Source organism: Pectobacterium carotovorum (genome assembly GCF_900129615.1).
Taxonomy (GTDB): domain Bacteria; phylum Pseudomonadota; class Gammaproteobacteria; order Enterobacterales; family Enterobacteriaceae; genus Pectobacterium; species Pectobacterium carotovorum.
Map to the genome: position 1 here is coordinate 39,656 of NZ_FQWI01000014.1, position 22,885 is coordinate 62,540.

The 22,885-nt window shown below is 54.7% G+C and carries 19 protein-coding genes; 6 read left to right on the top strand and 13 right to left on the bottom strand.

Annotated features, from left to right (window positions below; translation table 11 throughout):
• Window positions 1-66 precede the first annotated feature (66 nt).
• The 7 genes from BUB06_RS20170 to dgt all read right to left on the bottom strand — a co-directional run bounded on the left by BUB06_RS20170 (window position 67) and on the right by dgt (window position 8,802).
• Window positions 67-1,059: a sulfate/molybdate ABC transporter ATP-binding protein gene (locus BUB06_RS20170; RefSeq protein WP_010299494.1), complete on the bottom strand. Its 993-nt coding sequence runs from the start codon at window positions 1,057-1,059 to the stop codon at window positions 67-69.
• Window positions 1,049-1,930, bottom strand: coding sequence for a sulfate ABC transporter permease subunit CysW (cysW, locus tag BUB06_RS20175; protein ID WP_039476046.1), 882 nt, complete (start codon window positions 1,928-1,930; stop codon window positions 1,049-1,051). Before cysW ends, BUB06_RS20170 begins: the two co-directional genes overlap by 11 nt.
• Before the next feature lie 12 nt (window positions 1,931-1,942).
• On the bottom strand, window positions 1,943-2,755 hold the full coding sequence (gene cysT, locus BUB06_RS20180) for a sulfate ABC transporter permease subunit CysT (RefSeq protein WP_010280704.1): 813 nt from the start codon (window positions 2,753-2,755) through the stop codon (window positions 1,943-1,945).
• Between the two features lie 156 nt (window positions 2,756-2,911).
• The gene (locus tag BUB06_RS20185; RefSeq protein ID WP_370529552.1) at window positions 2,912-3,916 is read right to left on the bottom strand and encodes a sulfate ABC transporter substrate-binding protein; all 1,005 of its coding nucleotides are present in this window, start codon (window positions 3,914-3,916) and stop codon (window positions 2,912-2,914) included.
• A 346-nt stretch (window positions 3,917-4,262) separates the two neighbouring features.
• Window positions 4,263-5,420, bottom strand: coding sequence for a CdaR family transcriptional regulator (locus BUB06_RS20190; protein WP_039360836.1), 1,158 nt, complete (start codon window positions 5,418-5,420; stop codon window positions 4,263-4,265).
• 232 nt (window positions 5,421-5,652) lie between these two features.
• Window positions 5,653-7,101: a serine endoprotease DegP gene (gene degP / locus BUB06_RS20195; RefSeq protein WP_039476048.1), complete on the bottom strand. Its 1,449-nt coding sequence runs from the start codon at window positions 7,099-7,101 to the stop codon at window positions 5,653-5,655.
• A 189-nt stretch (window positions 7,102-7,290) separates the two neighbouring features.
• Window positions 7,291-8,802 (bottom strand): dGTPase, encoded by a 1,512-nt coding sequence (dgt, locus tag BUB06_RS20200; protein WP_039476050.1) that lies wholly within the window; start codon window positions 8,800-8,802, stop codon window positions 7,291-7,293.
• 121 nt (window positions 8,803-8,923) lie between these two features.
• Here dgt and mtnN point away from each other — a divergent pair, with 121 nt between their 5' ends.
• The 3 genes from mtnN to BUB06_RS20215 all read left to right on the top strand — a co-directional run bounded on the left by mtnN (window position 8,924) and on the right by BUB06_RS20215 (window position 10,965).
• Window positions 8,924-9,622 carry a 5'-methylthioadenosine/S-adenosylhomocysteine nucleosidase gene (gene mtnN, locus BUB06_RS20205; RefSeq protein WP_039476053.1) on the top strand — a complete coding sequence of 233 codons (699 nt, stop codon included), beginning with the start codon at window positions 8,924-8,926 and terminating at the stop codon, window positions 9,620-9,622.
• A gap of 2 nt (window positions 9,623-9,624) precedes the next feature.
• Window positions 9,625-10,455, top strand: coding sequence for a vitamin B12 ABC transporter substrate-binding protein BtuF (btuF, locus tag BUB06_RS20210; RefSeq protein WP_039476055.1), 831 nt, complete (start codon window positions 9,625-9,627; stop codon window positions 10,453-10,455).
• A gap of 231 nt (window positions 10,456-10,686) precedes the next feature.
• A complete protein-coding gene (locus BUB06_RS20215; RefSeq protein ID WP_010299514.1) occupies window positions 10,687-10,965 on the top strand; it encodes a hypothetical protein in 279 nt (92 codons plus the stop codon).
• 149 nt (window positions 10,966-11,114) lie between these two features.
• On the opposite strand, the gene erpA is transcribed toward BUB06_RS20215, so the two are convergent.
• Entirely contained in the window at window positions 11,115-11,462 is a 348-nt protein-coding gene (gene erpA, locus BUB06_RS20220) for an iron-sulfur cluster insertion protein ErpA (protein WP_005969047.1), read from the bottom strand.
• A gap of 267 nt (window positions 11,463-11,729) precedes the next feature.
• On the opposite strand from erpA, the gene hemL reads away from it, so the two are divergent.
• Both hemL and BUB06_RS20230 read left to right on the top strand, forming a co-directional pair.
• A complete protein-coding gene (gene hemL / locus BUB06_RS20225) occupies window positions 11,730-13,010 on the top strand; it encodes a glutamate-1-semialdehyde 2,1-aminomutase (RefSeq protein ID WP_039476058.1) in 1,281 nt (426 codons plus the stop codon).
• A 159-nt stretch (window positions 13,011-13,169) separates the two neighbouring features.
• On the top strand, window positions 13,170-13,793 hold the full coding sequence (locus BUB06_RS20230) for a glutathione S-transferase family protein (protein ID WP_039476060.1): 624 nt from the start codon (window positions 13,170-13,172) through the stop codon (window positions 13,791-13,793).
• Window positions 13,794-13,807: 14 nt separating this feature from the next.
• Here the strand turns inward: BUB06_RS20230 and BUB06_RS20235 are convergent, their stop codons facing one another.
• On the bottom strand, window positions 13,808-15,268 hold the full coding sequence (locus tag BUB06_RS20235; RefSeq protein ID WP_039476061.1) for an aminotransferase-like domain-containing protein: 1,461 nt from the start codon (window positions 15,266-15,268) through the stop codon (window positions 13,808-13,810).
• A gap of 136 nt (window positions 15,269-15,404) precedes the next feature.
• On the opposite strand from BUB06_RS20235, the gene BUB06_RS20240 reads away from it, so the two are divergent.
• A complete protein-coding gene (locus BUB06_RS20240) occupies window positions 15,405-15,995 on the top strand; it encodes a LysE family translocator (RefSeq protein ID WP_039476063.1) in 591 nt (196 codons plus the stop codon).
• A gap of 42 nt (window positions 15,996-16,037) precedes the next feature.
• Here the strand turns inward: BUB06_RS20240 and fhuB are convergent, their stop codons facing one another.
• From fhuB to mrcB, 4 genes are all read right to left on the bottom strand, one after another.
• The gene (gene fhuB, locus BUB06_RS20245) at window positions 16,038-18,056 is read right to left on the bottom strand and encodes a Fe(3+)-hydroxamate ABC transporter permease FhuB (protein ID WP_039476065.1); all 2,019 of its coding nucleotides are present in this window, start codon (window positions 18,054-18,056) and stop codon (window positions 16,038-16,040) included.
• Window positions 18,049-18,975 (bottom strand): Fe(3+)-hydroxamate ABC transporter substrate-binding protein FhuD, encoded by a 927-nt coding sequence (gene fhuD / locus BUB06_RS20250; RefSeq protein WP_039476067.1) that lies wholly within the window; start codon window positions 18,973-18,975, stop codon window positions 18,049-18,051. Before fhuD ends, fhuB begins: the two co-directional genes overlap by 8 nt.
• A gap of 16 nt (window positions 18,976-18,991) precedes the next feature.
• Window positions 18,992-19,789 carry a Fe3+-hydroxamate ABC transporter ATP-binding protein FhuC gene (gene fhuC / locus BUB06_RS20255; RefSeq protein WP_010299547.1) on the bottom strand — a complete coding sequence of 266 codons (798 nt, stop codon included), beginning with the start codon at window positions 19,787-19,789 and terminating at the stop codon, window positions 18,992-18,994.
• Between the two features lie 595 nt (window positions 19,790-20,384).
• Window positions 20,385-22,865 (bottom strand): bifunctional glycosyl transferase/transpeptidase, encoded by a 2,481-nt coding sequence (gene mrcB, locus BUB06_RS20265; protein ID WP_039476072.1) that lies wholly within the window; start codon window positions 22,863-22,865, stop codon window positions 20,385-20,387.
• Window positions 22,866-22,885: the final 20 nt, after the last annotated feature.

Sequence of the window (22,885 nt, forward strand, 5' to 3'; positions counted from 1 at the left end):
AGATATTGACGACAAAAGCAAAAACCCGCGAATTTCGCGGGTTTTTTCATGCCTGAGATCTGCCGATTAGATTTCCCAATCGTGGCTGTAACGCTTAGGTTTGAACTGAATGACATCGCCTTTCTGTAGCCCGTGCAGGCTTGCATCGTCTTTTGCGACTTCTGCTTCAATCAGCTCCGACTGCTCGCCTAGTTTCAGCGACAGACGCGTTAAGGCACCGAGTGGGCGAATATCTCGCACTGTCACTGCCTGATAGCCTTCCTGCGCCTGAACAGACAACGACACCTCATGCGGACGGAACAGAATCGTCTCTTCCGTCTGCGCCACTTTCAGCCGGTTACTGTCGCCAAGGAAATGGTAAACAAACTCACTGGCCGGGTTGTTATAAACTTCCGCCGGTGTGCCGATTTGTTCAATCACGCCTTTGTTCATCAGCACGATGCGGTCGGCGACTTCCATCGCTTCTTCCTGATCGTGCGTCACAAATACCGACGTCAGATCGATATCTTCATGTAGCTGAGACAGCCAGCGACGCAGCTCTTTACGTACCTTGGCATCCAACGCACCAAAAGGTTCATCCAGCAGCAGGATGCTCGGCTCGACGATCAGCGCACGCGCCAAAGCAATACGCTGACGCTGACCGCCGGAAAGCTGTTCAGGATAGCGATCCCCCAGCCAGTCCAACTGCACCAGATTCAGTAATTCATGTACTTTCTTTTCAATATCACTCTTCGACGGGCGGATATTTTTCGGCTTCATTCGCAGCCCAAACGCCACGTTATCGAACACCGTCATGTGGCGGAACAGCGCATAGTGCTGGAATACAAATCCCACGTTACGCTTGCGCACATCGTGAACGGACACATCCTGACCGTGGAAAATAATACTGCCGCTATCCGGCTGTTCCAGCCCGGCGATAATACGCAGCAGCGTCGTCTTACCACAGCCCGATGGTCCCAGCAGCGCCACCAGCTCGCCGCTGTGGATCGACAAATTAATCTCGTTCAGCGCCCGGAACTGACCAAATTGTTTATTAATATTGCGAATCTCAATGCTCATTTTTGGCCAACTCCTGTTGTTTCTCTATTTGCTTCGTCAATCGGCTCTCACTCCACTGGCGTAACAGCAACACCACCAGTGACATAATTAGCAGCAGGATCGCCACGCTGAAAGCCGCAACGATGTTGTACTCGTTATAAAGAATTTCGATATGCAGCGGTAGCGTGTTCGTCAGGCCGCGAATATGGCCGGAAATAACGGAAACAGCGCCGAATTCCCCCATCGCACGCGCGGTACACAGCACCACACCGTAGATCAGCGCCCATTTCACATTCGGTAGCGTGATGTGCCAGAACATTTGCCAGCCATTCGCCCCCAGCAATCGCGCCGCTTCTTCTTCCTGCGAGCCCTGCTCTTCCATCAGCGGAATCAGCTCACGGGCAACATAAGGCAGCGTAACGAAAATTGTCGCCAGTACGATGCCTGGTACGGCGTAAACAATTTGCAGATCGTGTTCAAGCAAGAAGGGATAGATCTTGCTTTGTGCCCCAAACAGCAGCACATACACTAACCCCGCAACCACGGGTGAAACGGAAAATGGCAAATCGATCAGCGCTAGCAGGAAGCTCTTGCCACGAAATTCGAATTTCGTCACGCACCACGCCGTCGCCAGCCCGAATACCACGTTTAGCGGCACGGAAATGACGGTCGCAAGCAGCGTCAGCTTAAGCGCAGAGATCGCATCCGGTTCGGTAATCGCGTCCCAAAATGCGCCGACACCTTTATCCAGCCCCTGAGTCACCACCATCATCAGCGGCAGCACCAGAATCAGGAAAAAGACGACCCACGCTAATGAAACCAGAATGTAATAGGCGGCGGGCTGTTTTTTTCTTTTAGCCGCGCTGGCCTGAGCGGAAATAACCTGTTCCATGACGACCAGCCCTTACAGTTTCGGTTGAATGCGGCGCTGCAACACGTTAATCAGCAGCAGCATAATGAAAGAAACCAGCAGCATGAACACGCCGATACCGGTTGCGCCTTTGTAGTCGTACTGATCGAGCTTGGAGACGATCAGCAGCGGCAGGATTTCGGTTTTAAACGGAATATTTCCCGCGATAAACACCACGGAACCGTATTCCCCGACGCCGCGGGCAAAGGCCAGCGCAAAGCCCGTCAGCCACGCGGGTAACAGCGCAGGAAGCAGAACATGGCGGAAAACCTGAAGCGGGCGCGCGCCAAGGCAGGCAGCGGCTTCTTCCACTTCTTTGGGAATATCGGCCAACACCGGTTGCAGCGTTCTGACCACGAAAGGCAGCGTGACGAAGATCAGCGCTAGCGTGATGCCAATACCGGTATAGGCAATTTTGAACGGAAACAGCGAACCAATCAGGCCATTCGGCGCATACAACGCCGTCAACGCAATCCCCGCCACGGCGGTTGGCAGCGCAAAGGGCATGTCGATCATGGCATCGATCACTTTACGGCCGGGAAAGGTATAACGCACGAGCACCCAAGCCAGCAGCGTCCCGAGAATACCGTTAATAAACGCCGCAGCCAGCGCCGTACCAAACGAAAGCCGCAGGGAGAAAAGCACCTGGCGGCTGGTTATCAGATCCCAAAACTGACCGAACGTTAGTTGGCTGGCATACAAAAACATCCCCGCCAACGGAATGAGGACTATTAATCCTAAATAGCTCAGGCTAAACCCTAACGTTAGCCCGAAACCGGGAATCACTGAGGAAGAACGTTGTGACATACCGTGCCTTTAATTTTCATACTCACTATCCAGCCAACAACTGCTTGCCGACGCGCGCTACCTGACAGAACGTTTCAGGCGGCAGGTCCTCTGCCTTTTTTAACCTGAAAAAAGCCGCTATTGTGATAGCGGCCTTAATCCGTCAGACGTTAAAACTTACTTATTGATCTCTTTAAAGATAGCGTCGAACACGCCGCCGTCGTTAAAGTATTTTTCCTGTGCCGCTTTCCAGCCGCCGAAATCCTTATCAATCGTCACCAGATTCACCGGTGCAAACTGATCTTTAAACTCTTCGGCAATCTTGGCGTTACGTGGGCGATAGAAGTTTTTACCGATAATACGCTGCGCTTCATCGCTGTAGAGGTATTGCAGATAGGCTTCAGCCTGTTTCTGCGTCCCTTTACGCTCAACCACCTTGTCGACAACGGCAACCGGCGGTTCAGCCAGAATCGACAGAGACGGTGTCACGATCTCAAGCTGATCGCCGCCCTGCTCTTGCAGAGACAGATACGCTTCGTTTTCCCACGCCAACAGCACATCGCCTAGCTGACGTTGCACAAAGCTGATGGTTGCTCCACGCGCACCGGTATCCAGTACTGGCGCATGGCGATACAGTTCCGTAACAAATTTCAGTGCGGTTTCATCATTGCCGCCCGGTTGCGCTTTGGCATAAGCCCATGCAGCCAGGAAGTTCCAACGCGCGCCGCCGGAGGTTTTCGGGTTTGGCGTGATCACTTCAACGCCCGGCTTCACCAGGTCGTTCCAGTCTTTGATTTGCTTTGGATTCCCTTTACGCACCAGAAAAACGATGGTGGAGGTGTAAGGGGTGCTGTTGTCAGGCAGACGTGCCTGCCATTTAGGGTCGATCAGCTGTTGGTTCAGGTTTAATGCATCAATATCACCAGCCAGTGCCAGCGTCACCACGTCGGCCTGCAAGCCGTCAATCACCGAACGCGCCTGCTTTCCAGAACCGCCGTGCGAATTTTTGATGGTGATATCTTCACCCGTGGTCGCTTTCCAATGCTTAATAAACGCCGCATTGTATTGCTGATACAGTTCACGCGTCGGATCGTAAGACACGTTTAATAATTCGGTAGCCGCCGAGGCCACACCAGAAAATAACAGCGCTGCCGTAGCAACAGATAACCCCAGACGACGTATTGACATTCTTATCACTCCCTAACCTTAATGCTTGAAAGTATTTAGATAAAATAATGATGAATGTGGCTGGTTAGGCCGTTTATGCGGTTATCGAACTGACAACGACAATATGGGAGTGACAATAGTGGATATAAGGAAGGGGCAAAAATATTGTTTCGCGATAATTTATGCTATCGCGTTATATTGTTAATGGTTATGTAATAGTTTTCAATCTAAGCAATTTTGTTGCAGCGGCAATCTTTTTACGACTGGATATAAGGTAATCCTGATGCCGTGCGGCATCAGGTGAATACGGTAGAGGATAGGCTTAGAAGTATAGGCTTAAACAGGTAGGCACCTTTCTGCCCTACTCTTCTTCATCCAGTTGCAAAGCCACGTACAGCAGCAGACGGTCGTCGAAATTCCCCAGATCTAACCCCGTCAGTTCAGAGATACGATTAAGGCGATATTCCAGCGTATTGCGGTGAATAAACAGCGCTTTCGCCGTCGCGCCGGGCTGGACGTTGTTACGGAACCAGGCACCCAGCGTCCGACGCAGCAGACCATTGCCGTCCATTGCTTTAAGCTTCGAAAGCGGGCGCACCAGTTCGTTCGCCTGCCAGCCACCGCGCAGGCTGTCCAGCAGCACGGGCAACATCAAATCCTGATAGTAATAACAGCGCTGGGCGGGCATACGCTGTTTGCCTACGCTCATGGTCGTTCGTGCCGTGCGGTAAGAGCGCGCGATGCTGCCCGGGCCCGCAAAATAGTTCCCCAGCGCCAGCCGTACCCGCAGCCGACTGCTTTCCGCCATACGCGACATCAGCGTATCCACGCGACGTCGGTGTTCCTCTGCATCCCAGCGCCCGTGGCTGTTCAGCGCCGGTTTTAGCACCACCATTTCCGTCAGGGAAACGATAGCGATCAGGTTGTCGCGCTCCGGCGTGGTCAGCAACGTCTGCAACTGCTGTAGCTCTGCCATAGCGGAATCGACACCGAGCTGCCCGCTGTCGACTTCGATCACCGCAGCGACGCGGGGCTTATTCAGATCGATGCCTAAGCGCTGCGCCCACTCCATGAGAGCGGGAGACAGATCGTCGGTGCGAATCAGGTTCAGCACCAGCTCTTCACGCAGGCGGCTATCCTGCGCCAGCATATGCAGCAGCCTCGCCTGCTCCAGCATCATTTCTGCCGTCATGCAGACGAGCTCGCCGTATTGCCGTAGCTGGCTTGGGTTCCCCGTCAGACCGATGACACCAACAATTTCGCCATCAATACGCAGGGGTAAATTGATACCTGGACGCACGCCGTGCAAGTGACGCGCGACGGCATCATCAATATCGACGACTCGCCCCTGCGAAAGTGCCAGCAGCGCGCCTTCGTGCAGTTCCCCCAATCGTTCCTGATCGCCACTGCCGATAATCTTACCGCGAGCATCCATCACGTTGATATTGCTATCAATGATCTGCATGGTCCGCGCGACAATATCCTGTGCCATCTTGGCATTGAGATGATACGACGCCATTTTTACCTCTGAGAGGAACATTGACAATTGCACCAGCATACCGCCACTCGGTGCGCCACACATTGTGCAAATTAACAAAGAAACGGGAATTAGGTTAAATCTGTGGAAGAACTCACAAAAGCACTTTCAGGAAGAAGCGAGAGGTAGCCGGGCACCCGCGTGCCCGGCCAAAAGACTAACGTAACAAATTGTCTTAAAAGGTAATTATTAACTTATGCGCTAAACAGATCGATTACTGAGCCAGCAGATAAATCGTGCTGTCACCGCGACGCACATTCAAGGCCAATACGGCCGGTTTGCTGTCCAGAATTTTACGCAGCTCGCCAATATTCTGTACCGACTGTTGGTTAACGCCCAGAATAATGTCGTCCTTCTTCAGGCCAATTTTAGCCGCCGCAGAACCGGGTTTAACGTTATCCACCTTAACGCCTTTTTTGTCATCCACCTGAGTATTGCTCAGCTCGGCACCTTCAATGCCAGAGTAGAGATTACCGGAAGCCACCTGAGCCTGATTGCTCTGTTGCAGCGTCACCTCAACCGTCAGCGGTTTACCCTCACGCAGCAGCCCCAGCGCCACTTTACTGCCCACCGGCAGCGACCCAACCTGCGCACGCAGTGCAGAGAAGCTGCTGATCGCCTTACCATTCAGCGTGACGATTACATCGCCCGCCTTGATGCCCGCGTCATCTGCCGCTGATTTAGGTCGCACTTGGCTCACAAACGCACCGCGCTGTGCATCAACCTTCATCGCCTGTGCCAGTTCGGAGTTCAGCTCCGTCCCGGTGATGCCCAGCTCGCCGCGCTTCACTTCGCCAAATTCGACAATCTGTGCCACGACGCTTTTCACCATATTGCTGGGGATAGCGAAACCAATCCCGATATTGCCGCCATCTGGAGCAAGAATCGCGGTATTCAACCCAACCAGCTCTCCGTTCAGGTTGACCAGCGCACCACCGGAATTCCCCCGGTTGATCGCTGCATCGGTCTGAATAAAGTTCTCGTAGTTTTCAATATTCAACCCACTACGCCCCAGCGCGGACACAATGCCCGAGGTCGCCGTCTCGCCCAGACCATACGGGTTACCAATCGCTACCGTATAATCACCAACCCGCAGTTGGTCGGAATCCGCGACCTTAATCGCCGTCAGATTTTTGAAATCTTTCAACTGCACCAGCGCGATATCGGAACGTGTATCTTTGCCTAACACTTTGCCGTCATACTTGCGGCCATCGCTGAGTCGAACCTGAATCTTATCCGCGTTATCCACCACATGACTGTTGGTCACCACATAGCCTTTCTCTGCATTAATCACGACGCCCGCGCCCAGCGCCTGGAAATTTTCCTGCTGCGGTGGCTGACCGTCGTCGTCACCTTCGCCTTGACACATTGGCGATGACTGGAACGGCGATCCCTCCTGACAGAAAGGCGAGTTTTCACCAAAAAACGGCTGAAGCTGCGGTGGGATACCTTCTTTTCCCTCATTGCCCGCATGGGTGGTATGCCCTTCCACATAGATGCTCACCACAGAAGGCATGACGTTTTCCAGCATAGGGGCCAGACTGGGTAATTGACCCGATGACGCGGCAGACGCCGCTGACTCAGCGGCATTCGCCGTGGTGGAGCCCATCGCCATCGCCAGACTTAACGCCAGCGCACTCAGAACCAGTGATTTTCTTTTCATAGGAGGTTATCTCATAGTAATCAACACGCGAGTCTTACGGCCCGTGTACCCGACACCGGGTACACTCAGTGGTCGTGCTGTATGAGATAAATATGGACCAACAAGGTTCCAAAGGGGAAGATCGTGAAGCGTAAGGAAATATTGAACGGCTTTACAAAAGTCGCGATTTCCGTTGCGACCTGTTCATCGCTAATCTGCCGCCATCAGCTTGCGGTATTCGTCGTAGGCGTATAAATCCGTCATACCGCTGATGTAATCCTGAATCAGGCGCGCCCGATAATAATATTCACGGATGACACGCTCGGTTTCGGGTAATCCCTCCAACTCGGTAACTGCTTCGCAATAGGCCAGACAGTGCTTGCTGGATAGCTTGTGGTAAAGCCGCGTTTCAATCGGATAGTGCTTGTGCGTATCGTCACTAACAAGTTGGCTGAAATCCTGATAGGGCATCTCGAGCAGCGGGCTATAAATATCCAGCAGGCCGCGAATCACGCGATCCCCCTGTAGCTCCAACTGTTCAACTTCATGATGGTTAAAAACGTGCTTTAAGGCGACGCGTTTGAAAATGCCTAGCAGGCGGTTCTGCGGACTGTCGTCCTCAAGCAACGCCTGATTGAACGATCCGGCATAGACCTCCGGCAGGTTGTCGATAAAACGCTGCGCGGCATGCGGCACCATCTGCCCCACGGTATGAACACGGAGATTCATGAAGAACTGATCGTCGTGGCTACGCCATTGAAAGCGCTCGCGTTCTTTGTAAGCACGTTCAATTGTTTTAGCGAAGATGTCTTTCTCTGTTCCTGTGCCCCAATTCTCACGCAGACGATCGTAAAGCTCTTCGATCGTGAGGATATCTTTCTCGACCGCATCCTCAAGATCCGCGATGCAGTAGGACACATCATCGGCCGCTTCCATAATGTAGCTCAGCGGATGACGATGAAATTCGCCCATATCCAGCTCTTCACGCAGTGTGGCGACAAACGCTTCCTCTGCCAGATAGTAGCCCGGCTTCTTCATCAAATAATGGTAATCCGCCGGAAGCTCGCCGTGCCAGTACGCAGGGCGGGTATATTTCAGGATACAAGCGACCTGACCATAGGTCAGATTGAGCTTCAGCAACGTATGCACCAGACGGATCGCCTGGGCGTTGCCTTCAAAATGACTCAGATCCTGCCGAATCTGCCCGCGCAGATCGTCCAGTCCATCTTGCTGCATCCGCAGCGTAGGGACTCTACAGTCATCGACGCGTTCCGGGGATTTACTGTCCAGATAGTGGCTATCCAGCAATTTTCTGAACCATTGATTAATCGCGGATTCGCCAAAATGCCCAAACGGCGGATTGCCGATGTCATGCATCAGGCACGCCATTTCGACCAGACTTTCAAACGGCGTTTCTCTGTCGTCCAGACCCAGCGATGTCAGCCGTCCATCGGCTTGCAGACGGTGCAAAATTTCTTTGGCGATATAGCGGCCAACCTGCTGAACTTCCATCGAATGAGTCAGACGGGAGCGGACAGCCGCATTACGTTCTAGCGGAAAGACCTGGGTTTTTTGCTGTAAACGGCGGATGGCAGCGGAGTTAATAATACGACCCCGATCGCTCTCAAACTGGCGCACAATCGCATAGCCATCATCAAGCGTTTTAGACCGGCTAAAATAGCGCTGAAAGCTCATTTTTTTGGCGAAATCGATATCAGACATACGGTTCTCCATGTCATCCCGCTACAGCACAATGATGGACACTCCATCTCATCCCGCTAGCCATGATAGACTAACCCCAGCTACACGCCTTCCATTTATAACAGAATTTGCGGGGAACCTTATGAAAGTCGGTATTATCGGTGCGATGGAACAAGAAGTAACGCTGCTGCGCGATCGGATTGAAAACCGTCAGACCTTCCAGCGTGCGGGTTGCGAAATCTACACCGGACAAATCAACGGCGTAGAAGTCGCGCTGCTGAAATCTGGCATCGGTAAAGTCTCTGCCGCGCTGGGCACCACGCTGCTGCTGGAACACAGCAAGCCAGACGTGGTGATTAACACCGGTTCTGCTGGCGGACTGGCACCAACATTGAACGTTGGTGATATCGTGGTTTCCGATGAAGTGCGCTACCACGATGCCGACGTCACGGCCTTTGGCTATGAACCCGGCCAGATGGCAGGCTGCCCTGCCGCTTTCCCTGCCGATGAAAAACTCATCACACTAGCGCAGGAAGTCATTGCCGAATTACAGCTGAACGCCGTGCGCGGCCTGGTTGTCAGCGGTGATGCCTTCATTAATGGCGCAGAGCCGTTAGCTCGTATCCGCACCACGTTCCCGAAGGCCATTGCCGTAGAAATGGAAGCGACTGCGATCGCCCATGTCTGCCACCAGTTCGCCGTCCCGTTTGTAGTTGTGCGCGCGATTTCTGATGTGGCCGATAAAGCCTCACACCTGAGTTTCGATGAGTTCCTGAGCGTTGCAGCACAGCAATCAACGCGGATGGTAGAAGCGATTCTGGTCAAGCTGGCCGCACGCTAATCGTGATGTTCAGGCTCCTCTGCTGGCTGACCGGGCTGCTGCTCTGCACCGCCGCTTATGCCATTCCGCAGCGTGTGATCAGTCTCGCACCACACGCGACGGAAATGGCCTATGCGGCAGGCATGGGTGAACAGCTGATTGCGGTTAGCGCCTGGTCAGATTATCCACCAGAAGCGAAAAAGCTTGAACAGGTGGCTTCCTGGCAGGGAATCAATCTGGAGCGGATCCTCGCCCTCAAGCCCGATCTGATTCTGGCGTGGCGTGAGGGTAACCCGCAGCGTCCGCTGGAACAGCTCGCCAACTTCTCGATTCCTATCGTTTATCTGGATGCGAAGACAGTAGACGATATCACGGCGTCACTACGACAGTTGGCGACCTATAGCCGCCACCCTGAACAAGCCGAACAAGCAGCAACAAATTTTCAGCAGGAAATAGACAAACTCCAGCACGCTGGCGAGAGGCATAACGCCGCGCCATTGCGGGTATTCCTTCAATTTGGCACTCAGCCGCTGTTTACTTCTTCGAAAGCAACGCTGCAAAGCCAGATCGTTTCACTGTGTGGTGCCGAAAATGTCTTTAGCGACAGTCCGGTGCCCTGGCCGCAGGTCAGTCGTGAACAGGTGTTAAGACGCGAGCCGCAGGCCATTATTGTCGGCGGTGCGCCAGAGAGGATTGCCAGTGTGCAGGCGTTTTGGCAGCCGCAATTAGCGGTTCCGGTAATTACCGTCAATGAAGACTGGTTTAGCCGCAGCGGCCCTCGTTTACTATTGGCAGCCCAGCAAATTTGTTCTCAATTAGCAGAGTTAAGACCCACGCTTTCGTCAGCGAAGTGATTGTTAATTAACAGAGTGAAACCATTCCGATAACAATAGCTTCATTAGTATACAAGTTGTAACACTAACAGGCTTTTATTTCGCCAATAGTTGCCGATAATCTGAACGCAACGGTGGAATCATAAACAGCATTCATGGTTTTGATTACCATCTGGCGATAAAGCCAAAGCAAGACGAAATGAGAAAACTTTGAACCGATATCGGTTCTTTTAACACCAGGTAGCTTTAAATATGAAAAATGCGTTGCTTTACGCGGGCTTACTTATGGCGGCCTGTAGCACGGCATATGCAGGGAGTCAGAGTGGGCAAATTAACGCTCAACTGACGATACTACCGGCGTGCGGCGTAACGCCTCAATCCGGTCAATATCAAATGAATTGTAACGTAGCCTCTGTACCACAACCTAAAATTACTGAGTCACGTATTCAGGTCGATCAGGCAAAATTTTCGACTTCTGCGGCAAAAACCGCACAGGGTACGGAAACGCGTCTGATTACGGTCGAATGGTAATCACAGTAAAAACAGGAGGCGTGTTTTCTTAACGCTTCCTATCATTGGCTTATTGTCTGCGATAAAAAATGTCTGCTATAAAAAAACCGTGTCTCGGCAACAAGACACGGTTTTTGTTTTTTTAGTCGGTGAATAACCGCAATGCAGGATCAGACGCTGAAAGAGGAACCACAGCCGCAGGTGGATTTCGCGTTCGGGTTCGTCACGATAAAGCGAGAACCTTCCAGACCTTCGGTATAATCCACCGCACCGCCAACCAGATATTGCAGGCTCATCGGATCAACCACCAGCGCCACACCTTGTTTCTCAATGGTCATATCGCCGTCGTTGATTTGATCATCAAAGGTAAAACCATACTGGAAGCCGCTACAGCCGCCGCCCGTGATGTACACGCGCAGTTTCAGCTCTGGGTTTTCTTCATCAGCAATCAGGTTTTTCACCTTGCTTGCCGCCGCATCGGTAAATTGCAGAGGCAGTGCTGCTATATCATCGCTCATATTTTTACTCCCAACTCAGGGCTTACCAGGTGATAGACCCATATTCATACGCTTATTATCCGGCAGTAAGCGAAAACGTTCAAGATTTGACAGTCATTGTTGAAATAATCGCCGTATTATGCCGTCTCATACACCACACAGCCAGTACTCTCTGTGGGTATGATGCGATGTGTTTTCAAGTGAAAACCCGCACAGCGATTTCATAACGGCGGTCAGTTCATTAGAATACCCCTACATTTTACGATCAAGACCAGTCAGGACCGCGTAATGAACAAATCTGAAAGCCTGTATGCTGCGGCACAGCAACTTATTCCCGGCGGAGTGAACTCACCCGTTCGTGCTTTTAACGGCGTCGGCGGTACCCCGCTGTTCATCGAACGGGCTGATGGCGCTTATCTCTACGATGCTGACGATCAAGCGTACATTGATTACGTGGGTTCGTGGGGTCCGATGGTGCTGGGTCACAATCATCCGGCAATCCGTGATGCGGTAATCGCGGCAGCGGAACGCGGCCTGAGCTTTGGCGCGCCGACAGAAATGGAAGTGCAGATGGCCCGTCTGGTCACCTCGTTGGTGCCCAGTATGGATATGGTGCGGATGGTCAACTCCGGCACGGAAGCGACCATGAGCGCGATCCGACTGGCGCGTGGTTACACGGGCCGCGACAAAATCATCAAATTTGAAGGCTGCTACCACGGCCACGCCGACTGCCTGCTAGTGAAAGCCGGTTCCGGCGCACTGACATTGGGCCAGCCTAATTCTCCCGGCGTTCCAGCCGATTTCGCCCGTCACACGCTGACCTGCGTCTATAACGATCTGTCATCCGTTCGCGCTGCATTTGAACAATATCCTGACGAGATCGCCGCGATCATTGTTGAACCTGTCGCGGGCAACATGAACTGCATTCCACCGCTGCCAGATTTCCTGCCCGGCCTGCGTGCCCTGTGCGATGAGTTTGGCGCCCTGTTTATCATCGATGAAGTGATGACCGGCTTCCGTGTCGCACTGGCGGGGGCGCAGTCGCACTACGGCGTGGTGCCGGATCTGACCTGTCTGGGGAAAATCATCGGCGGCGGCATGCCAGTCGGCGCATTCGGCGGTAAACGCGAAGTCATGCAGGCGCTGGCACCGACCGGCCCGGTTTATCAGGCGGGAACGCTGTCCGGCAACCCGATTGCCATGGCCGCAGGCTTTGCCTGTTTAACCGAAGTGGCGAAACCCGGCGTACACGAAAAGCTCACCGCGTTGACCAATCAGTTGGCTGACGGCCTGCTAGCTGCCGCGCAAGCCGAAAATATCCCGCTGGTGGTGAATCAAGCGGGCGGCATGTTCGGCCTGTTCTTCACGGATGCCGAGAGCGTCACCTGCTATCAGGATGTGATGAAGTGCGACGTCGAGCGCTTTAAGCTGTTCTTCCACATGATGCTGGAAGAAGGGATTTACCTCGCGCCGTCCGCGTTTGAAGCGGGCTTTATGTCGTTGGCACACACACCACAGGACATCGATCGCACCATCGAAGCCGCACAGCTCTGCTTCTCACGCCTGTAAAAGCGTATCTCGACGGCGTCATTCACTGACACTGACGCCGTCGCATTCCCCCTTCTCCCCCCGCCCCTACTTTTTTCACCGAAGCTATCATTCGAGAATGACAAGCCCTCTTAAATTGGTTATGAGTAAGTCTATGTTCCTGAAAATAGCGGAGAGGTCATGTTAAAGGTTCTAGGACGCACGTCGTCGATCAACGTTCGGAAAGTGCTGTGGTTGTGCGATGAGTTGGCGATTCCCTTCGACCGCGAAGACTGGGGCGAAGGCTATAAATCACCGCAGTCACCGGAGTTTTTGGCGCTCAATCCTAATGCCATGATACCGGTGATTCAGGACGAGGATTTCGTCATGTGGGAATCGAACGCGATTTTGCGTTACCTCGCCAACGCGAAGGACGGAGCCTGGCTCTACCCGCAAGATCCGCGTAGCCGTGCTTCGATCGACCAATGGATCGACTGGCAGGCCTCCGAACTCAATCCTTCATGGCGTTACGCCTTTATGTCGCTGGTGCGCCAGTCTCCCGCACACCAGGATCCGACGCTGTTGGCAGCATCCTGCACGCTTTGGTCACGCACCATGGGCATTTTGAATCAGCAGTTGGAGCGAACCGGCCACTACATCGCAGGAAACGCGTTTACGCTGGCCGATATTCCCATCGGGCTATCGGTGAACCGCTGGTATGAAACGCCGCTGGAACACACAGACTATCCCGCCGTCCGCGCCTACTATGAGCGCTTAAGCGCACGCGCAGGCTACCTGACCTGGGGACGCAACGGCACGCCATAAAGCTACTCATAACACTACTCTGCGCTACCCGGCTCGATACCGCTCATCTCACAGGCCAGCGCCCCCGCGCGCTTAAGCGCATACGTATAGCGTTCATCAAACGGGTAGCAGCACGATAGCCGAAGCGCGTGCTTACAGCGGCCGCTCAGCGTATAGAGCTCGCCGGGCGTGACGCAAATCTTCTCTTGCAGCAGACGATGAAATAGCTCAACGCCATCCACGCCGCCCGGTAACTCCAGCCAGAAGACAAAACCGCCCTGCGGCTGCGTCGCGCGTGTCCCCTGCGGAAAATGCCGAGCAATCAGCCCGCGCGCCTCATCCATCTGCGCGGCATAGCGGCGGCGCAGCGTGCGCAGATGGTGATCGTAACCGCCGGACTCCAGAAACTGCGCCAGTGTTTCCGATAGTAGCGCCGATTCCGCCATTGACGATACCGCTTTCAGCCGCGCCACTTTGGCACGGAAACGACCCGATGCCATCCAGCCAATGCGGAAATCGGGCGCCAGCGTTTTCGTGAAGCTGGAGCAGTAGATCACCCAGCCATCGCGATCGAAGGCTTTCACCGTCGGCGACAGCGGCCAGGTAAACTGAAGTTCGCTGTATAAGCCATCCTCGATCAGCGGCACCTGATAATCATTCACCAGCTTTGCCAGCCGCTTTTTATCCGCCAGCGTCATGCTGCACCCTAACGGATTCTGCGCGTTTGGCATGGCGATAATCGCCTGTAATCGCTGTTCTGACAGCAGCAGCTCCAGCGCATCCAGCGCGAGACCGCGTTGCGGATCGGTAGGAATCTCCACCGTTTTCAGCCCCAGACTAGCTAGCAGGGGAAAAAGATAAAAATAGGTTGGCGTTTCCAAGCCCACACAGTCGCCCGGCTGCGTGACCGTACGTAGCGCCAGCTGTAGCGCTTCCATACAGCCGTGGGTGATCGTGATGTCCTCGCGGGTCAATGACATACCCAAATCCATCGCTCGCCGCGCCACTTCACGCCGCAACCGTTCACTGCCTGGCGGCAACGCATAGCGACCAATCAGTTCAGGCTGCCGCCGCAGCAAAGAAGCAGCAATACGGCTGATCTTTTCGGTCGGATAGAAATCGGCATGCTGCGGGCACGCCAGAGAAATGTTGATGTAATCCGGGTGCGTCTGAGCAGCAAAAACGGTATCAATTAGATCCAGTTGCTCACTGCCCGGCACAATCACCTGCGCACGGTGGGGCTTACTTTCCGTCAGCGACGGCAGACGTCCTCGCACAAAGTAGCCGGACTGCGGTCGTGCTTCGATCAACCCGCGATCTTCGAGAATACGCCAGGCATTTAATACCGTGTTCACACTTACCTGATGCGATCCGGCAACGCGACGAATAGAAGGCAGGCGACTTCCCGGCGCTAACGTTCCTTGATGAATAGCCGTGGCGAAGGTTTCCGCGAGCTGTTGATAGAGCGTACTTTCTTGTGAGTCGATGATGGACACAGTTCCCCCGCCAGCCAATGAGTACAGTTAACGATTAATGCATTTTGTACCCATAACAATAATCATTTTGTGTATCTGTAACCATTTCTTTTTTCTGCCTACCATAGTGTTCTCACCCCATCATCAGGATAACACCATGCTCGACCCTTCTTTTTTCAGCTACGTCACCGTCATGTCGATCACGCCGGGGCCCAATAATCTGCTGCTGGCGACGTCAGGCGTCAATTTTGGCCTGCGTCGTACCTTGCCGATGCTGATGGGTATTTTAATTGGCTGTGCGCTACAAACGGCGCTGATGGGCGTGGCATTGGAGCTGTTGCTGAGCTGGCTGAGCATGATCCGCCTGCCCCTCACTGTGCTGGGGTGCGTCTATCTGCTGTGGCTATCGTGGAAAATCGTGCGTTCATCAGCACCGGAATTACAAGGGCGAGTACAGCCGATGACCGTACTGCAAGGGACGTTATTTCAGGCGGTAAACCCAAAAGCCTGGCTGATGTCCAGCAACATCGCGCTGCTGTATACCGCCAGCAACGGTATTTTCCCCACAATGTTCGCCTTTATGGCGCTCAATCTGCCCTGCATTCTAGTGTGGGCCGTGCTCGGCGATCGCATCGGCAAACATCTTCAGGAACCGTGGAAACTGAAAGCCTTCAACGGCATCATGGCACTTTCTCTGGTGCTTACCACGTTCTGGATGCTGGCCGAAGCCATCAACGTCACGGGGTAATCATACGACTTCGGCGGGCTTCCCTCCCCGCCGACGCCCGCGTTATCTCACCTGCTTGCGTAACAGATAAACAAAGTAAGGCGCACCGATAAACGTCGCGAGCAAACCTGCCGGGATCTGCGCCGGAAAGAGGATCATCCGGCCAAACCAGTCAGCAATTACCATCAGTGCCCCACCAATCAGCGCAGAGCTGGCGATTTGCGGCAACACGCGGCTAAAACCTAGCATCCGCGCCATATGCGGTGCCATTAAGCCCACAAAGCTCATCGGCCCAACCATAAGGGTTGCCATCGCGGTCAGCACCGATGCCAGCAGCAACACCAGCAGACGGACTGGCGTGACAGCTACGCCAAGCGATCTGGCCGTTGTCGTACCCAGTGGCAAAATACGCAGCCAGCGCTGACAGAGCGGGACGATCAACAGCAGCAGAACCGCAATCACCGCCGTACGTATCGCGTCAGTCGGTTCGACCGCATAGGTTGAGCCCGACAGCCAGGTCAGCACCGTTCCCATACGCGGATCGCCACTGGCTAACAGAAGCGCAATCACGGTGGAGAACGCCATACTGAGCGCAATCCCCGCCAGCAGCATACGCTGCGTGGAGAACCCTCCGCGACCGGCGATAATCACCATGACCAGCAGCGTTAACGCCGCACCCGCGCTACCGGCCGGAAGCAGCCACACCAAGGCATTGCCGGGAATGAAGAACAGCAAAATAATGACGCCAAACGAGGCACCGGAGCTAATCCCCAGCACTTCCGGGCTCCCCATCGGGTTGCACGTCAGCTTCTGTATTAGCGTTCCCGCCACCGCCAGCATCACCCCGGCAGTTAGCGCCGCCAGCACCCGAGGCCAGCGCCATGAGAGCAACTGCGCTAACACATCGCCACCGCCCCACTGCCAGCCCTCTGCATCTTTCCCTAACATCAGCGCCGCAATCACCACCATTCCCAGCAGCGTGATGCCAAGTACCAGCCACGTTCCCCACAGGCGACGTTCAACCGTCGGCGTGCTATTGCTGTCGACCAGTGCGGGCTGACCACTATTACGCAGGCGCGGAAGCAGCCACAGTAACAGCGGCGCACCAATCAACGCCGTCGCAGCCCCCGTAGGGACGTCAAGCCACACGCGGCTCAGCCAGATAACGCCCTGATCGGCAACGCCGAGCAGCAACGCCCCGAGCAACGGCGCTAATAAAAGACGGTGAAGTAACCGCCGTGCGCCCAGCATTTTCGCCAGCAGCGGCGCAAACAGGCCGATAAAACCGATAATGCCCGCCGCATTCACCAACTGGGCACACAGAAAAATCCCCAACCCAAGCGCACTCAGACGTGCCAGTGACAGCCCAAGCCCCAGGTTACGTGCAACGCCGTCATCCAGCCCCAGCAGGGTTAGCGGGCGAATCAACAATAGCGCCAGACAGAAACACACCAGAAGACGCGGGAGAACAAACTGCACATTGCTCCAGTCCTGTTGGTTCAACACGCCGCTGCTCCACAGGAACAAGCCCTGAAGCTGCTCATGATGGAAAAGCACCAGCAGTTGATTGACCGCGCTACAGTAGAAACTCAGCACCAGCCCCGCCAGTATCAGCGTCACCGGCGATAACCGTTTGCCCCAGGCGACGCCAAACACCAGCGCGCCAACCACCAGCGCCCCGATCATCGCAGCGGCCTGTTGGATCCATACACCACCGGGCAGCGCCAATAGCGTTACCACCGTGATGCCGAGCTGTGCACCCGTGGCAATCCCCAGCGTTGATGGCTCAGCTAGCGGATTACGCAAGACCTGTTGGAACAGCACGCCACACAATCCCAGTCCCGCACCAATCAGCAGCGCCAGTACCATGCGTGGCAACAAACTGTAATGAAACAGAAGCTGCTGCATATTGTTCAAGGCGGGCTGTGTCAGCCCCTGAAGCCACTGCGATACAGGCAATTGCTGCTGCAAGTTGTAGCTGCCCATCCCCAGAATCACGAACAGCAGAAAACCGATTAAAACAACAGGCAGCACCAGCGGGTGCACAGCACGCTTGTGCACGGCGGACAGAGAATTAGGCATGTGTTCTCGCCTCCAGCGCCTGATTTAGTACGCGACAGAAGCGCATCGCCGAGAGCGTTCCGCCATACAGCCAGACGGCTGGCACACGTTGCAAACGCTGGTTACGCACAAACGGCATGGCCTGCCAGAGCGGATTATTTTCAAGCTGGTCAAGTGTGGCGCTATCGCCGTGTTCGAAGCAGAGCACGTTGGCATCGCCGATTTCTGCCAGGCTCTCAATGCCGACAATCGTACTGCCCCAGAAGCTGGTTTCGCTGCGCCAGGCATTCTCGATTCCGATATGATCCATCACTTCCTGAAAAAGGCTGTTCTTGCCGATCACCAACACATGGCGGCTGTCGACCAGCGTGATGAGCAACAGAGGCCGCTGGGTGTAAGGCTGGAGCGTGATTTTTTCCTGCTGGAGAAACTGCGCCAGCTCTGTCAGGTGCCGTTCTCCGGCCGCTTTCATATTTAGCGCATCGGCCAGTTTCATGACCGAGGCCTGTGCCGACGTCAGCGGTTTTCCCTGTTCGTTGCTGAAGCCAAAGCCCAGCAGCGGAGAAATACGGGACATTTTCGCGACCGAAGGGCCGTAGCCTTCAGAGTAAAGAATCAGGGACGGGCGAATCTGCGTCAGCAATTCCAGATTGGGCTCGGTACGCAGCCCCACATCAATCACCGATTCAGGCAGCGCGGGCTCTTTCACCCACAGGTTGTAGTTATGTTTATCCGCAATCGCGAAGGGCGTGATGCCCAACGCCAGAAGCAGTTCAACAGGTAACCACTCCAGCGCCACAATGCGGTTTAAATCGGGAAATGTGGCAGTGGCTCCCCGGCTCGCCGCAGAATAAAACAGCGGGGACAATAGCAGCGCCGTCAGCAAACGACGGCGTAGCGGATCGGGAGAGGATGGAGAAGAAAAACGTTCAGGCATCATGAGCAGGAAAACCGAGTTAACAAACGAAGCTGACCGGCGCGCCACCCGCCGGATGAGGCAGAATGCCCATGGGAATGCCGTAGATATTTTCCAGCACGTCCCCTTGCATGAGCGCGACAGGCTCACCCTGCGCAATCATTTTTCCGCCGCGCAACGCCACCAGATGATCGCAGTAGCGCGCAGCCATGTTGATATCATGCAACACCGCAATGACGGTGATGCCGCGCTCGCGGCTCATACGCTGAATCAGCGCCAGCACCTCAACCTGATGCGCAATATCCAGTGCGGAGGTCGGTTCATCCAACAGCAGGCAGCGGCTGTCCTGTGCCACCGTCATCGCCAGCCAGGCTCGCTGCCGTTCACCGCCGGACAGGCTATCCACCAGACGGTTAGCAAACGGCTTTAATCCCACCAGCGTGATGGCTTCTTCGACCTTTTCCCGATCGGCGCTGCCGAAACGGCCTAATGCGCCGTGCCACGGGTAGCGCCCCACAGCGACCAGCTCACGCACGGTCATCCCTTCGGCAGCGGGAAGCTGCTGCGGTAAATAAGCCACCTGACGGGCGAACAATTTGCTGTCCCAGCTTCCGGTCGCCTGTTCACCCAGCAATGCGGTTCCGCTGCTGGCGGACTGATGGCGACCCAGAATTTTCAGCAATGTCGATTTGCCTGAGCCATTGTGCCCGATCAGCCCACACACTTTCCCCACGGGAAACGTGATAGATAACGGATGTAGCAGCGTGCGCCCGGCGACGGAAAAGCTGACGTCATCCAGTCTGAAGGTGGTGTCAGGCAGTACAGTTTGATTTTGCATAGCGCTTTTGGTTTTTTAATGTCACCGAAGGAAAGGGGTGAGCAGAATTCACTATTTCCGTAATCGTCGATCTAAAAGAGAACGATAATGATTACGATAAAGGCAGCATGATAGGCGCAACGGAATGCCAATCGCAAGACTTTTACCTGTCAGCGCCAGAGTACTCCGGCAGGAAAAGCGGTATCAGGCAGGACATGCCCCTTTCTCGAAAAATGGCAGGCACAAAAAATACCCCCAAATTAATCCTGTTCCTTATACACAAGTCTAGAAGTATCGCGGTTTTTGCCGTGGTCAGGCGTAAAAATTATGCTGAGGCGGTAGCTGGCTTCGGATGAGCCGCAGGACGCGGCGAAAGCTTGCGCCACGTCGGGAACGTGTCGCAAGCGGTCCGCTAAGCCAGATACCGACGAAGGTACCGCGTCAGCGGCATAATTCCCGCCAAAAGCTGGGGTTCATAGGGGGCTGGCGTAGCCCCCTATGTCGGGCGCGTGCTACGAGGTAGCATAAAATAATCGTATTGTAAGCGCACGAAACCGTCTCTCAGGCTGCATAAAAATATGGCTAAGAGACGGCAACCAGTTCAAGCATCGATAGATTATTGACCAAACATTTCTTTGATCCAGTCAGCGACGCCTTCTCCGTTTTGCTGGTCCTGCTGCGCTGAAGGCTGCGGCTGGCTAGCCTGACACAGCGCCTGCGGATTATCCGTCCAGACCGGCAATACGCGCCCGGCGCTGCTGCCGTTGCAGATAAAGTTACCGCTGGCATCTACCGTCATAGTCGTAATGCCTTCCGGCGGCGTCAGCATCAACGGCAGCGGCGTTTGGTTCTCCAGATAGCGACGATAAATCGTCAGCGCACCGTTCGCCCCGGTCAACTTGGCCGGGCCGTTGTTATCGCGCCCTACCCAGCTAATCGCCACTTCTTTACCGTCGATCCCAGCAAACCAGCTATCACGCAGGTCGTTAGTCGTACCGGTTTTCGCCGCCAGATGATAATTCGGGAATTTCACCGCCAGCGAGCGCGACGTACCGCGTTCAACAACCTGCTGCATGCCATACAGCGTCAGATAAGCCGCCTGCGCCGGAACCGCGCGTTCCGCCTGCGGGAAGCTCTGATACAGCACCGTACCGTCTTCCGCAATCACTGAACGCAGTGAGGAAAGCGGTGCACGGTTGCCGCCGCTAGCGATCGTTTGGTATTCCTGCGCCACTTCCATCGGCGTCAGACTGATCGCTCCCAGCAGCATCGCCGGTACAGGCTGGATCACGTTTTCAGGAATCCCTAAACGCTTCAACGTTTCCGTGATCTGATTCAGCCCCACGGCCATCCCCAGATTGACGGTCGGCACGTTCAGCGAGTTTGCCAGCGCATCAACCAGCATGACGCGGCCACGGAACTCACGATCGTAGTTCTTCGGCTGCCACAGCTGCCCGTTAGGCTGTTTGATCGACAGCGGTTCATCCGCCAGCAGGGTATTCAGACGATAGGTGTCCGGCTGGCTCAGCGCGGTCAGGTAGGTCGGCGGCTTCGCCAACGATCCGACAGGACGACGCGCCTGTAGCGCACGGTTAAACCCGGCGTACTGCGTTTGAGCACCACCAACCATCGCGCGGACTTCGCCGCTGAAGCGATCGACAATCACCATCGCCGCTTCCAGATCGCTGACGTTACGGCCTGCACGCAATGCCGGAACCCCGACTTCCACCGCTTTTTCCGCCGCATCCTGCGAGACCGGATCGAGCGTGGTAAAGATTTTCACGCCGGAGAGATCGTTAACCTTGTCGCCAAGCCGCTGTTGCAGTTCCTGACGCACCAGTTGCATAAACGCCGGCTGAGGACTGATGACGCCGCCTTTCGGCTGCACACCCAGCGGGCGCGCACTCAGCATGTTGTACAGATCGGCATCAATAACCTGCTGATTCTGCAACAGACGCAGCACCAGATTGCGTCGTTCTAACGTAATCTGTGGGTTACGCCACGGGTTATACAGCGACGCCCCTTTCACCATGCCCACCAGCAACGCCTGCTGATCGAGGCTCAGTTCATTCACCGGACGACCAAAGTAGTACAGGCTGGCAAGCGGGAAGCCGCGGATCTGATCGTTACCGCTCTGACCGAGGTACACCTCGTTCAGATACAGTTCAAGGATACGATCCTTGCTGTAGCGATAATCCATGATCAGCGCCATATAGGCTTCGTTAGCTTTACGCCACAGCGAACGCTCGTTGGTCAGGAACAGGTTCTTAACCAACTGCTGCGTCAGCGTACTACCGCCCTGTACTGCACGCCCCGCCGTGATGTTCGCTAAGAACGCACGGCCAATGGAGTACAGGCTGATACCATCGTGCTCATAAAAATGACGGTCTTCGGTCGCGACCAGTGTATCAACCAGCAGATCGGGGAAACCAGCACGCGGCACGAACAAACGCTGTTCGCCATTCGGCGACTGCATCATGGTGATCAATTTCGGATCGAGACGGAAAAAGCCGAAGTTACGCTGGTTGTCCAGATTCTGGATCTGCGACAAACGATCGTTGGCAAACGTCAGGCGCGCCTGAATCTGCCCTTCTTTTCCATCGGGGAAATCAAACGGACGGCGCAGCATATCGATGCTGTTGCCACGCACGCTGAATTCACCCGGACGGGTAATGCGGCTCACCTGACGGTATTGCATGCCTTCCAGCAGACTGATCATCTCTTTCTGGCTATAGGCCATGCCCGGCTCAAGGTTAACCATGCGGCCATAGACGGCGGCCGGCAATTGCCAGACTTTGCCTTCAATACGGCTACGGATCTGGCTGTCGAGGTATACGCCATAGATCGCCATCGCTACGGCAAAGATCAGGAACAGCTTGATCGCCAGCCCCAGCCAGCGCCGTCTTCTCTGCGATTTACGCGTCATGGTGTCATCGCCGTCGTAATCATCATCGTCGTCATAGTCGTCCTGATAATCGTCATAGTCTTCATCATCATAGTCGTCATCCCTGCGACGTCGTATGGCCTGCTTACGTTCAGGCTTACGTTTTGGCGCTCTCCCTTTGCGCCCGATAGGTTCGCGGTCATCCCGAGACATTACAATAACTTCTCCATCAG